General features: G+C 61.3%; 12 protein-coding genes. 7 read left to right on the top strand and 5 right to left on the bottom strand.

What is annotated here, in order from left to right; all coding sequences use genetic code 11:
- From F9K20_RS21335 to F9K20_RS13305, 3 genes are all read left to right on the top strand, one after another.
- A partial coding sequence (locus tag F9K20_RS21335; RefSeq protein ID WP_367238311.1) for an IS3 family transposase occupies positions 1-97 on the top strand: 97 nt, incomplete at its 5' end.
- Complete coding sequence (locus tag F9K20_RS13310; protein WP_291002486.1) at positions 98-865, top strand: thymidylate synthase; 768 nt, start codon at positions 98-100, stop codon at positions 863-865. It begins immediately after the preceding gene.
- 18 nt (positions 866-883) lie between these two features.
- Positions 884-1,786, top strand: coding sequence for a hypothetical protein (locus tag F9K20_RS13305; RefSeq protein WP_291002483.1), 903 nt, complete (start codon positions 884-886; stop codon positions 1,784-1,786).
- Here F9K20_RS13305 and F9K20_RS13300 read toward each other — a convergent pair.
- Both F9K20_RS13300 and F9K20_RS13295 read right to left on the bottom strand, forming a co-directional pair.
- The gene (locus F9K20_RS13300) at positions 1,783-2,883 is read right to left on the bottom strand and encodes an ImmA/IrrE family metallo-endopeptidase (RefSeq protein WP_291002480.1); all 1,101 of its coding nucleotides are present in this window, start codon (positions 2,881-2,883) and stop codon (positions 1,783-1,785) included. The genes F9K20_RS13305 and F9K20_RS13300 overlap by 4 nt on opposite strands.
- Complete coding sequence (locus F9K20_RS13295) at positions 2,876-3,202, bottom strand: hypothetical protein (RefSeq protein WP_291002477.1); 327 nt, start codon at positions 3,200-3,202, stop codon at positions 2,876-2,878. Before F9K20_RS13295 ends, F9K20_RS13300 begins: the two co-directional genes overlap by 8 nt.
- A gap of 556 nt (positions 3,203-3,758) precedes the next feature.
- Here F9K20_RS13295 and F9K20_RS13290 point away from each other — a divergent pair.
- Genes F9K20_RS13290 through F9K20_RS13280 form a run of 3 tightly spaced genes read left to right on the top strand, consistent with a single transcriptional unit; the run spans position 3,759 to position 7,292 of the window.
- Entirely contained in the window at positions 3,759-6,077 is a 2,319-nt protein-coding gene (locus F9K20_RS13290; RefSeq protein WP_291002474.1) for a PBP1A family penicillin-binding protein, read from the top strand.
- Entirely contained in the window at positions 6,064-6,717 is a 654-nt protein-coding gene (locus tag F9K20_RS13285) for a DUF1214 domain-containing protein (RefSeq protein ID WP_291002472.1), read from the top strand. The genes F9K20_RS13290 and F9K20_RS13285 overlap by 14 nt, the downstream gene beginning before the upstream one ends.
- Positions 6,714-7,292, top strand: coding sequence for a hypothetical protein (locus tag F9K20_RS13280; protein WP_291002470.1), 579 nt, complete (start codon positions 6,714-6,716; stop codon positions 7,290-7,292). Before F9K20_RS13285 ends, F9K20_RS13280 begins: the two co-directional genes overlap by 4 nt.
- A gap of 21 nt (positions 7,293-7,313) precedes the next feature.
- On the opposite strand, the gene F9K20_RS13275 is transcribed toward F9K20_RS13280, so the two are convergent.
- From F9K20_RS13275 to F9K20_RS13265, 3 genes are all read right to left on the bottom strand, one after another.
- Positions 7,314-7,502 carry a hypothetical protein gene (locus F9K20_RS13275; protein WP_291002468.1) on the bottom strand — a complete coding sequence of 63 codons (189 nt, stop codon included), beginning with the start codon at positions 7,500-7,502 and terminating at the stop codon, positions 7,314-7,316.
- Positions 7,503-7,927: 425 nt separating this feature from the next.
- A complete protein-coding gene (locus F9K20_RS13270) occupies positions 7,928-11,530 on the bottom strand; it encodes an SIR2 family protein (RefSeq protein WP_291002465.1) in 3,603 nt (1,200 codons plus the stop codon).
- Positions 11,531-11,882: 352 nt separating this feature from the next.
- On the bottom strand, positions 11,883-12,125 hold the full coding sequence (locus F9K20_RS13265; protein ID WP_291002462.1) for a DUF1491 family protein: 243 nt from the start codon (positions 12,123-12,125) through the stop codon (positions 11,883-11,885).
- Positions 12,126-12,223: 98 nt separating this feature from the next.
- Between F9K20_RS13265 and F9K20_RS13260 the strand changes: the two genes are divergently transcribed.
- A complete protein-coding gene (locus F9K20_RS13260; RefSeq protein WP_291002459.1) occupies positions 12,224-13,174 on the top strand; it encodes an N-acetylmuramoyl-L-alanine amidase-like domain-containing protein in 951 nt (316 codons plus the stop codon).
- The last annotated feature ends 12 nt before the right edge of the window (positions 13,175-13,186 follow it).

The raw sequence follows: 13,186 nt of genomic DNA, 5'->3' as shown, positions 1-13,186 counted from the left end.
CGACTACATCGAGCGGTTCTATAACCCCCGACGGCGGCATTCGACGCTGGGCTATGTCAGCCCAGTGGCGTTCGAGGAGCAGATGCGATTAGCTTAGGTGCGTGTCCACGAGACCGGCAGCAGCTCATACGTCAAAGAGTCAGAGGACGGGGAAAGGGTACTCGGTGGTTACGGCCCCCGTCTCTTCAATCAAAGAGCCGTCGATCAGCTTCGCACCATCATAGACCTTCTCAAGAGTCGTCCCGACACACGTCAAGCAGTCATTCAGCTCTTCAACGCCGAGGACCTATCTGGCGCATGCAAAGCAGTGCCTTGCACTACCACAATGCAATTCATGATCCGCAGAGGGCGGCTGCACATGCTCGTAACAATGCGGTCCAATGACGCTTTTAAGGGGCTGCCGCATGACGTCTTCTGCTTCACAATGATTCAGGAGCTAGTCGCGCGCACGTTGGGCCTCGCCATTGGCATTTACAAACACTTCGCGGGAAGCATGCACCTCTATGACAACAACCGAGAGGCAGCTCAGCAGTATCTCAATGAGGCGGTGCAAGCTTCTATCGAGATGCCGCCGATGCCAGCGGGCGATCCTTGGCCAGCGGTCGCAAAGCTCCTTCAAGCGGAAGAGTTGGTCCGCAACGGGCTCGATCTCGACGCCAGGTTTTTTGATATCCACCCTTATTGGGGGGATCTCATCCGGCTATTACAAGCGTTCGCCGCGTCGGGGGATGCCGCGAAAATACAGAGCATCAAGTCAGCGATGTCCTTCAAGCCCTACGGGCCGTACATTGAGAGCCGGCGGGGGAAGAAGCCTCGCGTGGTGAAGCCGCCCGTTCAATTCATTCTCCCTCTTGGTTCGAGGTGACACGTGTGGCCCAAGCGCATGCCCAGAGTTGAACGCCGGAAGACACAATTGGCTGAGTATTCGGCGCGTCGGCGGCCTCTGCCTGGTGTCGACCGGGATGATGCACGAGAGGCCCTGGCCCTACAGATGGAGGCGAGCTTGCGGCGGCTCGAATACACGGCCATACGCAGGGGCCGCCAAATTGACTCGGCTAGGGCCGACCCTAATAGTTCGATGTTTGATCCTGAGATGGCAGCGACGCTGCACTTAAGGCAGGGCAGTCTCGACGACGCGATTTGGCTGACGTTCTTGGCGACCCACTTCGGGAAACACGCTCGGCATGGTTGGGAGCGCCTAAGAGACGTGTACTCAGGGCTGGGCCGCAAGACTTGGACCTGGGAAGAAGTTAGCGCCAATCCGGCATCATTCCGACGATGGCTTGCCCGTAACGCGAACCGCATCGGAGGCGCCTTTAGCAATCACCGCAAGTATGAGAGCCTCCGCGATGATTCGGCGAGGGGGACGGCCGCAGTCGTAGAAAGCTACGTCGAATGGGTAGGACCGCAGCTATCACACCAGCAGCTGATAACCCGTGTGATCGAAGGTGGAAACGATCCTCACTCCAACTTCGACCGCCTCTACAAATCCATGCGCGTTACGAGCTTCGGAAGGCTCGGTAAGTTCGACTTCCTCGCGGTGGTCGGGCGCCTTGAGCTTGCACCGATCTCCCCAGGATCCGCATATCTGAAAGGGGCAACCGGCCCGCTTAAGGGAGCGCGCCTCCTGTTTGGGGGACGCGTGAACGCCTCGATTGACGCTCCACAACTCCAAGAGTGGCTGACGGATTTGGATGCCCTCTTGCACATCGGCATGCAAGCTATGGAAGATTCACTGTGCAATTGGCAAAAGAGTCCACGACGCTTCGTCCACTTTAGAGGCTAATCGAGAGCCGCCTGAATATCATCCCATTTATACCTTCGCTTCAACGAATTCATCTGCGCCGGGCCTAGCAGCTGGTTGTGCTGCATCTGGCCAACAACGATACCTGGAGCAATGTCGATCGACACGGCAAATCGCACAATGCTTTTCAGATTACCCCGTAGAGAGTGAAAGGCTTCTAAGCTACTGCTGGGGATCAGCACATTCGAAGAGAAGTCGTTGGCCTCCTTCTCCTTCGCAGAGCTGGTAGCGGCCTCGCCATCAATGAAGGTCGCGTCACGACCGTGGAGCAGTAAGTGCCCGATCTCATGGAAGAGCGTGAACCAGAAGTGGTCGTCAGAGAGGTGACGAAAGCTGAGAACGATGACTGCCTTGTCTACTGAAACGAACCGAGTTGCGCCACTTGCTCGACACCCTGACGGCGCACGGACGAAGACCACGGATACTCCTGCGTCTGCGCACAGTGCCTTTAGCTTTGGGATGAAAGATGCGGGATTCTTTAGCTTGGTAAGTCGTCGGATTGCGTTGACGTTAGCCCTCAATTGATCTGCGCTCCACGGCACACATATCGATCCTTCGGCTTCGATTTCCGCTTGACGTAGCCAAGCCGAGAGCGCCCCGAGTTTAGACCCATAGGTGGGCGATGAGCGGTACGAGAATGCATTGGCGAACGATGTGTAGCGGCTCTTCCAGTCATCCGGCCCCGACACTCCAAAATAGGCTAAGGCTGACCGGAGTGCTTCGCGGCCTTTGGCGTGGGCAACCCATCCCGCTGACAGCATGTCTCGCAGAGGAAGGAGGCGCAGCCACTCTTTAGCCCTCTCGGGTGGCAACGCGCTTACCGCCTGATCCAATGCCAAATCGAATTGCCTTTGCCTTGTTCTCCAGAACGTTGCTGACCCCCCGAGATGCTTTGAGAGCGAGGCAGCAATGTCGTTATTGATACCGATGCTACCCGCCAGCAGCCCATGTACGAACCGCCGCTCTCTCCCCATCAACATCGCTAGATGTCCGGAGTGAAACCCACGTCGCGACATCAAGGTAGAAATGGTATCACCGGGCCTCGACAACCAATCTGGCTGAAACAGAGCTTCAGTCATCTACGGTCTCCAGGCCAATAATCTTGATGCGGGTAACGCGTGACCAATCGGTGCCAGCCCCAGAAGTCGGGGTCTTAACGTGACCCGAGCAGAACCGAAGCTCTAGTCCTGCTCTCAGTCGGATCGCGCGCTCTCTTGGATTCAGCGCCACGATATCCTCCGGGAAGAGATCGATGAGTTCGCTCGCAGTTTCGCAAGCGACGAGATCGGCTATTCGCGCCGCGAGTTCAATGGCAGCTACCTTCCCCAGAGCAGCCGATGCCTTTTGGCGCTTCTCGCAAATGCTCCTCAACGCCGCCGTGGCGAACGACAATTCCATCCTGGATCAGTCGGATATGCTGCATCGTGATAGGCAGCTAAGAATCACCATCTGCTTCGAAACTACCTCAGGCGCTCTCAGTGTCTAGGCGCTTAAAAAGAGATCGAGCCCTAGGGTCACAGCTGTCTAGAACTGGTTGGTCAACTGTCCGTTGTTGGTGCCCCCTCACGGCCCGCCCGCTTCTACCCCGAGCGAGCGGGCGGCGTGCAAGGACCCCTCAAACCGGGGCACAAGACCATCCAGGGGGTGCGACAGATGCTGCAACTGGTGCCGGCCGGCATGTCACTGGCGCAGGGCGTGGTACGGCGTGCCGGAGAACGCTCCGGCAGAAGACGTGTAGCACGCTACTGATTGCCGCCGCACCGCAGCCAGGCGAGCCTAATGCCTGGCAACGAGGCCCGTTTCGCGGCCGAGCGCCGGACAAGCATGTTCATAAATGCGCCGGCTGCCGCCTTAACATCTCCGCCCCGGCTTATGTATAAGTAACCTCGTTCGACGATAGCGACTGAGTCGTGCCTCATGCCCGCCCCAGGCCGGCGCCATATGAGGCGACGCAATGCAACGCCGGGACTCACACGACGTGCAAGACTGGCTCTTCAAGCGCGGGCGCCGCGACCGGGTCATCAACTGGCTCGGCCTCGATTCCAAGATCGATTCGACGCTCGCCGAGACCTGGGCGGCGGTGCGCGACTACTGGAACGCCGGCAACAGCTTCTTTGCCCGCTTCAAGATCACCGGCTGGAAGCGGCTCGCCAACGAGGCCGCCTCCGAAGCCCTGTCGATGGGGGCCGGCGGCTTCGTCGTCATGTTCGCACTCGCCATCCCGGCCTTCAACGAGTTCAACGAGGGCAAGTTCCTCACCGGCCAGTTCGCGGTGAAGTTCCTCGATCAGAACGGCAACGAGATCGGCAAGCGCGGCATCCTGCACAACGACGCGGTGCCGCTCGACGAAATTCCCGATTCGGTGATCAAGGCCGCACTCGCCACCGAGGACCGCCGCTTCTTCGAGCACTGGGGCATCGACGTCTTCGGCACCGCGCGCGCCCTCGCCACCAACCTGCAGGCCAACGAGGTCGTGCAGGGCGGCTCCTCGATCACCCAGCAGGTGGCAAAGAACCTGTTCCTGTCGTCGGAGCGCTCGCTGCAGCGCAAGATCAAGGAAGCGTTCCTGGCCCTCTTGCTGGAGAGCCGCTTCACCAAGCGCGAGATCCTCAAGTTCTACTTCGACCGCGCCTACATGGGCGGCGGCGCCTTCGGCGTCGAGGCCGCCTCGCAGTATTACTTCGGCAAGTCGGTGCGGCAGGTCAATCTCGCCGAGGCCGCCCTGCTCGCCGGCCTGTTCAAGGCGCCGACCAAGTACGCTCCGCATGTCAACCTGCCGGCCTCGCGCGCGCGCACCAACGAGGTGCTGAACAATCTCGTCGAGGCGGGATTCTATACCTCGGGGCAGGTGCACTGGGCGCGCGTGCATCCCGCCAAGACCATCGAAAGCCGCAACCCGAACAGCCCCGACTGGTTCCTCGACTGGGCCTTCGAGGAGGTGCAGCGCATCGCCGCCGGCCGCGGCCAGTACGTGCTGACGGCGCGCACCACCGTCGACCTCAACATGCAGAAGGCGACCGACGAGGCGCTCACCACCGCCCTGCGCAACTACCGCGGCAATCGTGTCACCAGCGGCGCTATCGCGCTCATGGAGATCGACGGCGCCGTACGCGCGCTGACCGGCGGCCCCGACTACGGCGAGAGCCAATTCAACCGCGCCACCCACGCCAGGCGGCAGCCCGGCTCCTCGTTCAAGATTTACGTCTATGCCACGGCGCTCGAGAACGGCTACACGCCGACGACGCAGGTGCGCGATGCCTCGCGCAGTTGCGGCCGCTGGCACCCGCAGAACTATGGTGGCAGCCACGGCGGCGGCGGGCGCATGCCGCTGTGGAACGCGCTCGCCAGATCGCTCAACACCGTCGCCGCCGAGCTGTCGTTCGCCGTCGGGCGCGACAAGGTCATCGAGATGACGCGCCGCGTCGGCATCACCGGCATCCGCAAGACCTGCTCGATGGCGCTCGGCGACTACGGCATCAGCCCGCTCGAGCACGCGGGCGGCATCGCCACCTTCGCCAACGGCGGCAAGCTCGCCAAGCCGTATGCGATCCTCGATCTCGTCTCATCCAAGGGCGACCTCGTCTACAGTCGCGACCGCGACGAGCCGGAAGCCCCGCAGGTCGTCGAGCGCAAGGTGGCCGAGCAGCTCAACTGGATGATGAACAAGGTGGTCACCGAGGGCACCGGCCAGCGGGCGCAGCTCGACTTCACCAACGTCGCCGGCAAGACCGGCACCTCGACCGGCCCGAAGGACGTCTGGTTTGTCGGCTTCACCGGCAAATACGTCGGAACGGTATGGCTCGGCAACGACGACAACCGTCCGATGGCGGGAGGCACCACGGGCGGCGTTTACGCTGCGCCGGTGTGGCACTCGTTCATGTCGGTGGTGCACACCGACATGAACATCCCGAACATCCCGGGATTGCAGCCGCACCCGGTGCAGGTCGCCGAGCAGCAGCGCGTCGCCGCCATGCGCCCGGAGGGCGCCGCCGCGGGCGGGGAAGCGCAGCGCACGACATCGAGCCTGATGTCCGACCAGACGCGCGAAGCCTTGCGCAAGGTCGCGCAGGCGCTGCGCAAGGCGGGCGGCATTGCCGAGCCGCCGCCGACCACCGCGCCTGGTAGCACTGGCAGCACTCCGACCGCACCGGCCCCCACCGCGCCAAGCAACAAGCGCGCCGACGGAACCGCTCCCGGCACTGAACCGCGCCGCACGACGCTCGGCGTAGCTCAACCGCCGCTCGATGGAACACCCGCACGTGCTGTCCCATAGCGCTCTCACACCCGTTCACGTCGGTCTGCACCGGCTGCAGAAACGCCTCTCGATCCTCATTGGGATCCTCGGCGACTGGGCGGCTTTCATCGGCGCCGTGCTGATCCTCGGCCTCGGCACCAGCTGGTACATGATCGACGTCGGCACGCGCCTGACGACCGAGAAGCACGGGCCTTGGGTCGGCTGGACATCATCTGGCCGCCCCGATGCCGACCCTTATACGCGTGCCCACTTCGCGCGCCTCGGCACGCTGCAGCTCACCACCGAGATCGCGCTCACCTACCTCGCCTACACCGACAGCGACGGCAACCGGCTGCACTCCTCGTGCGACTATCTCGTCGAAGGACGCGACACCGGCAATAACTGGTGGAGCCTGACCGTCTTCAACGATCGCGGCGATCTCATCGCCAATGCCGCGCAGCGCTACGCCTATACGAGCCAGTCGATCGCGTTGCGCCCGGACGGCAGCTTCGGCGTTGCCCTGGGGCGCGAGGCGAGTCCGGGCAACTGGCTGCCGACCGGCGGCGCCGGGCGTCTTGCCTTGATGTACACCACCTTCGATGCGGGAACGCCGATGCTCGGAAAGACCGAGGCGGAACCCAAAGCGATGCCCGTGATCCGCCGCGTGCAATGCCGATGAAGATCGCCGACACACTATCGCGCGCCAACTGGCAGCTCATTCTAGCGGCACCCGTCGCCGCCGGGATCTTGCACATCTGCGCCACGCTGGCGGCACCGCACCTGACCGCAGCATCCGCCTACAGCCGCCTTGCGCCGGGGCTGCCCGTCAATCGCATGCAGGTGTTGAACGTAGCCGCGCCGGGCGCCGAGCCGCTGCCGTTCATGTCTCCCGACGCGCGCTATGCCATGTGCCGCTTCGACACCTCAGGCGGTCCTGTGACCGTATCTTCGACCTTGCCGCCGGATCAGGGATGGACGTTGACGGTCGTGACACCGCAGGGCGACAACATCTACGCGACCGCCTCCGTCCCCTCGCGCCCCACCCCGGTGTCGCTCGTGCTGGTGCCGTCCGAGGAAGCCTTTCTCGGCGTCACGCCCGAGTCGCGGGGCATTGCCCGCGACGTGCAGCCGCCCACCGCCGTATCGGCGACGAAGGGGATCGTCGTCGTGCGCGGGCCCGACAAGGGCTTCTCGTATCAGCGGCAAGTCGAAGCCGCCCTTAAGGACGCGCAATGCACGGCGCGATCCTTCTGATTTGACCCGCTTACGCTGTGACTACTCCGCGAGCTCGAGAACGTCGCGACTTTCGCGGCGCTCGGCGCCGGTCGACGTTGCGTCCGGCTCGCCCCAGCGCTCGTAGCGCACGCCCGGGAACAGGATGACCTCGGCGGAAAAGCCAGCGCGCCGCCCCACGGCGTCGCTGGCTCTGAACTCTGGGGTACGAAAGCTGAGTATCTGTGCCATGTGCGTCCCCCGTGACATGGCGGCCCCTCGATTCGCTCATGCCGTCAAGCGTCTTGGTCATGAGCCGTGCGAATCACAGTGTACAAGCTGGCAACGCCAGGCGTTACCAAAACCTAAAGCGCGCGGCACACTTGGTCGGCGGCTGTGGCTCGTTGGTGCGCTCGTGGGCGCGGCGCCTGCGAACGATTTTGGCGTTGCGGCTTTCGGACCTAGGCGGACATCGCCACCAACGTCAGCCGCTTCGCAGTTTCTTCCTGAACAGACTTTTGGACCTGAGCCGTCGTACCGTCGCGATCTTCGGAATGCCGAGTTTGCGGACATCAACAACTTGGGTTGTCGAGGCTGAGCAGCACGACCGCATTGCTTTCAGCAGCGGTCATTGCGCTCCCAACGCAAGGCCTCATACTTGATTGGGATACCGACTACTAGAGTCGCAGTGCCCTCGTCTCAAGTAGTTGAAAGCGTCGATCTCGCTCCAGCGATGGCTCTGCTGCCTTGATGCGGTCGAGGGTCTCGCCAAGCTCTGAACACTGCCCCCTTGATGCAGGCCTCAACAAGAGCCAGAGCAATTCGAGCACCTGACGAGGGAAGCGATCAACAATTGCCTTGGCATCTTCGGTAGTCATGAAATGGAGCGTCGGCCATTCCTCGTCGAGAGCGACGATATACGGTCTGATCTTGCTGAGTGCCTCAGGGAAAGCCTCATCCGCCGCGAACGTCAGCTTGGCAAGCGACAGGGACGCACGGTTGGTCTGCGCCCGCCTTTCAGGAGGCCAGAGCTGCTGGAACATCTTTGAATATTTCGTCCGCCAAAGCTCATCCCGCGGACGCTCTGTCTCTCTGCTTAGCCAATTGGCCAATGTTTCTGCAGCTTCAGCGCGAATTTCTGGCCTCGCCTTCGAGAGTAGAGATTTGGGTTCACCGGGTGCAAGCCGTGCGGGATCGTCTGCCGGACGATCGAGGTCATGGCAAACATAGGCGACCAACCGCATAGCAGCATTCGATGTCGTCGCGCCCTCTCCCCTGTGCTCAACAACGCCGAGCAGAAGCGGTTCTTTCAGCTGCGCCATCAGTGGCGCGCCGATACTTGGACTGGCGCCTACCAATATGGAGCGCAACGCCGAACCTTCGGCATCGCTTCCACTCATGCGCTGCTTCAGTTCATCGATCAGCTGCGGAAGGGAATGGTGAACCCACGCCACGAACTCGACAAGAATAGCGCGTGCGAGCTGCCCCATCGCTGAGGGGTCTGCAGTCATCATCGCAAAGCGCTTCTCTGAGCTCGCCTGATCGGCGGGCGCTAGCGACTGCCACGCTGAACCGAGGCGATTGACCATGAGACGCGCCAGCTTACCGGGAGAAGAATTGATGGCCTGGAATATCAGCTCATATCCAGGGTCCTCGTGCGTGGTGACCTCGATCACTTGTTGATCGGCCACACGCGAGCACTCCCAAAGGGAATCCCAGGTCCCGTCGGCAGCTGGGGCACCAACTTCTACGGCGTAGGTATAGAGATCAACGAGGGGATGCGAGAGATCTTTGAGTTCGTAGGTTGGATGCTGGGCCACAATGTCGAAGACGCGGACACAAAGTGCCGCCCCGCGTGTCTTCGCCTCTTCTGTTGCGCTTCCTACCCCAACTATCGCGTAAAGAAGACTCCGCCATCGATCGGTCTGCGCGGTGACCCCGGCCGATGCCACGAGAGCATCAAAGGCTCCGTCGGGATCGTCGTGACAATACACCTGCCAAACATCGGACTGATCAAACGTGTGGTGCTGCTCAAGCGCCGCCGCGATCTCGACCCTCTTTTCGATCGGCGCTTGAGCAAGGGGCGCCGCATCACCGAATGGCCCGCTCCGAACATCGCCCAACCATACCTTGAAGAAATTGCTTTCCTCGAAGGGTCGATCATTCCACTTCTTGCGGGCGTTGATATCGTCCAAAGCTAGCCTTGCGGCGGAGGGTGGTGGCGTTATCCCAAGTGCAAAAGGCTGCAGATAGATCCAGACGGCATTGTCACGGATGCGCTGCCGCACCTTCTCATCCCGTTCTTCATCAAGTGGTGGACCAGCAACGATACGAGATGCCAATTCGTCGAGTGCCTGCGCACCCTTGGTTCGATCCCGGAGCAGCTCCATGATCTCCTTGCGGTGATCCCAGAAGTCCTCAAGAGGCATTGCGATAAGTGCTGAGACGACCTCAGATGCACTGAGGGTGGTGTCTTGATGCATGGTAAAGAGCCATAGCCTGCGAACAATCGGAAAATCGCCTAGCCTCCAGGTCTCAGCGACGACTCGTGCTTTGGCAGGGTCGATGGCCGACAGCCGCACCCAAAGCTCGGCCGACAAGCGCACTAGGGGTAAGAATCCATCGTGGTGCGCATTCTGTGGATGATCTGCGATGGAGGGAACGTCGTAGCCGACAAGATCATCACGAGCGCCAGTGCGCTCGGCGTCGCGAGCCAAGAGCAGCGCCTCAAGAAGTGCTCCAGTGGCAAGCTGGATCAGCGGCCATATGGCAACTGAGTTGGGAGGGATAACCTTCAGAAGATCTTCGAGTTGGGGGTGTCCCCGCGTCTTGAATTCGCGGCGGCAGAGTGCCGATAGAGTGGGCTCCTCTTCAGATGGCTCATAAGAGGAATACGGCACACTAAGGTGAAGTGTCGGCGTGAACAACTGGAGGATTTCTCGCAGATCGTCACCCGAGGCGATGTCGGCCTTCACTCTTCCAAAGGCCCCATAGTGCATCCAGCGATCATGCGGCTTGGTCTGCCGCAAGCTGATCACAAGTAGGCGCCAAGCTCGCTGAAGATGAGGAGGGATAGGCTTGCGATTCTTGTCGTCGAGCCCTCGCAGCAGTAGGGCGGCGGCATGCTCGCCAATAGCGCCAGCGGATTTCAAAACTTCTTGGAAGGCGAGAGGGCTCTCGAAGTGGGCGATCGCCCACCTGCATAGCGCCCAATCCGAGCCACTGTTCGGCTTGAAGAGATCGTGGGCTCTAATGAACTCGATCCACTGGGGTGAGAAGGGAAGCTGCTCCAGCTGCTCCATGCCATCCCGCTGGCTCAGCATCCAGATCGCCTGGTCCAACTCCCACGGATGAACTTGGTCAATCTGCCTGCCAGCGAGTTCAGCAAGTCTCTCCTTGCGCCATTGGCGCGGCAGCTCAACAAGATCAGCCCAGGCGCCCATGTCGGCCCAGAATTGCTCAAAGCTGACGCAGAAGAGGATCGGCTCAACAGCTATTGCGTCCCATGCAGCCGATGGATTGGGACTGTTGGGCTTCGCCTGATCGAGCACGTATATCGTTTTGAGATCGGGGAAACGCTCTCGGTCCGCCTCAAGGATGTTGAGAATGTAGCGGACAGGTGCATCGGACGCACTGTAACCCACGAGCACGATCGTTCGTGTCCTCGCAAGATCGTACAGGAAGCGCGCCGCCCATCCCGAACGGAGGTAGGCGTCACCATAGTCGGCACTCGTGAGCACCAGATCGCTCTCGTCCAGTCCAAGCTTCTTGTCTGCAAACCTGCCATGCAGGTGAATGATGCCTTCGAAGCGCGGTCCTGCTGGAGCCGGAACTTGAGCGCTCGCGAAGCTCTTGTCGCGGACCTGCGCTTTGGTTTGGTCCTGCAACGCCCGCTCAAGGAGCGTATCGAAATTTGTAGTCACGAGCGCGGGCTTACCCTCGAAGTCGCGCGAGAGCCTCAGAAGCGTTGCATGCACTTGAAGGCTTCTAGCCTTGTCAGCATCAAGCTCGGCAAAAATTGCATCGTAGAGGCTTCTGCGATCAGCAAGGCGCCTTGAGAGCGAGCCGAGGGCTTCTTCGTAGCGCTTCGCCTCGAAAGAGTGGCGCTCAGCGGCATCCATTGCGAGGCCAAGATTGGCGAAAACTTTCTGAGTCAGGTCCTCGAAGTTCGGCAAGTCAGGCTGGGAAACGCCTGCCCCGCAGAGGAAGACGACCTCGCCGCGAAGCGCTGCATCGATGAGCTCTGAAGGGATATCGGGGCCGTTTTCGGAGAACTTCATGAGCGGGTATATGCGGCGCATGACGGCATAACCATGACAATGAGTATCCATATGCACAGACCCCCGCTGCTTTGCCCGGTACACCTTAAACAGCGGACGAGGTCGAAGACGCCACTCGCCCAATCGACCAGAGACCGCCAGAGTCCACTTCATGCGCTAGAGCACCCGAGCATGGCGACAACCACTGCAGCCCACATGTCCGCTGCTGCCCCTACAGCGACTTGGGGTCGATCGGCTCCTCGATGGCCGCTCTTGGGCTTGCAGAAGCCCACCGGTTTATAGGTACGCGACCTGATGTCCCGCATCCGAAGCTCCCCTCGTGCGCGCGGCTGGGAGAATTTCTCGATCTGAATCACACCAGGCTGTCATCGAGGAAGGGCCGGCCCTGGCGGTCCTCGACCTCGATTACCCACAGATCGGAATCGAAGCGCGCCTCGCGCGCCAGGAATTCGTCCGCCTTCTCGATCTCGACACCGGCGGGCGACAGATTGGCGACCCAGCGCCAGCCAACTTCCGCTTTCGGGATCGAGTGACGCGGAGGCTCGACGGTCGACTTCCCCGGCAGGGGTCTGATGCACGTGCTCCCGTCTGCCAAATAGAATTCGAGGAGAGCGGGCTCACGTTTCCCGAGCCAAGCGCCGCTTCCCGGTCTACATTGGGAGCGCGAACGGCCGGCAAGAGGGGGAGGGGGACGTGCGTTTGCGCTCCATTCAGGCTGGAGCTTGTGTGGCGGTTGCGGCCACGATCAGCCTGTTCAGTACCGCTGTCGTGGCCGGCGGCTCTTCTGTCGCTCCGTTGGGGCGGCTCCAGCCCCCGAGCAACGCGCATGTCCAGGAAGAGCTTCGCCGCATCCATCGGGAGGCCACGTCGTTGCCGCAGCGCGTGGAAGCCATCAGCCAACTGTTCCTCGGCGTGCCTTACAAGCTCGGAGCCCTTGGGGAGGGTCTCGACGGCGAGTTCGACCGCGATCCGCTGATCCGCTTTGACGCCTTCGATTGCACCACATTCGTCGAGACCGTGATGGCGTTGTCCCTGGATAGCGACCTGGATTTGGCCACGCGGACCCTGCAGAAGATCCGCTACAGGGACGGACAAATCGGCTACGCCACGCGCAACCACTTCGTCGAGCTCGACTGGGTGCCGAACAACGTGCGCGCAGGTTATCTGCGCGATATCACTTCCGACGTCGCAGGCCGAAACGCTGTCAACGTGCACAAGACTATTTCGAAGAGGAAGTGGTACCTCCGCAAAACCCTGGCGGGTCTTCAGGGCGGGATCCCCGAAGTGGGAAAGCGGCAACTGCTTTTCAAGTTGCAGCATTTGGGTAGGTCGTTTCCCGCCAAGCAGGCGACGCTGACCGTGCTGCCGCTGAAGGCCCTACCTCAAGCGCTCGCGCGCATCCCGTCCGGCACCATCGCCAACCTCGTCCATGCAGATCAGCGCTACAGGGACACGATCGTCTCGCATCAGGTCTTTCTCATAAGAAAGAGCGATGGCTGGTACGTGCGGCACGCAGCCTCCGACAAGGCCGTCGAGGACGATCCGATTGGCATTCTTGTGCGCAATGGCGACCCCAGATGGCGGCTTATTGGGCTCAATCTCAATGCGCTGCACGCCCCCGCCTCCGAGAACGCCTCGCGCTAGACCATCCATCTC

The sequence above is a fragment of the Hyphomicrobium sp. genome (genome assembly GCF_009026145.1).
In the GTDB taxonomy this organism is placed as follows: domain Bacteria; phylum Pseudomonadota; class Alphaproteobacteria; order Rhizobiales; family Hyphomicrobiaceae; genus Hyphomicrobium_A.
This window is presented reverse-complemented; position numbering and strand designations above follow the sequence as displayed.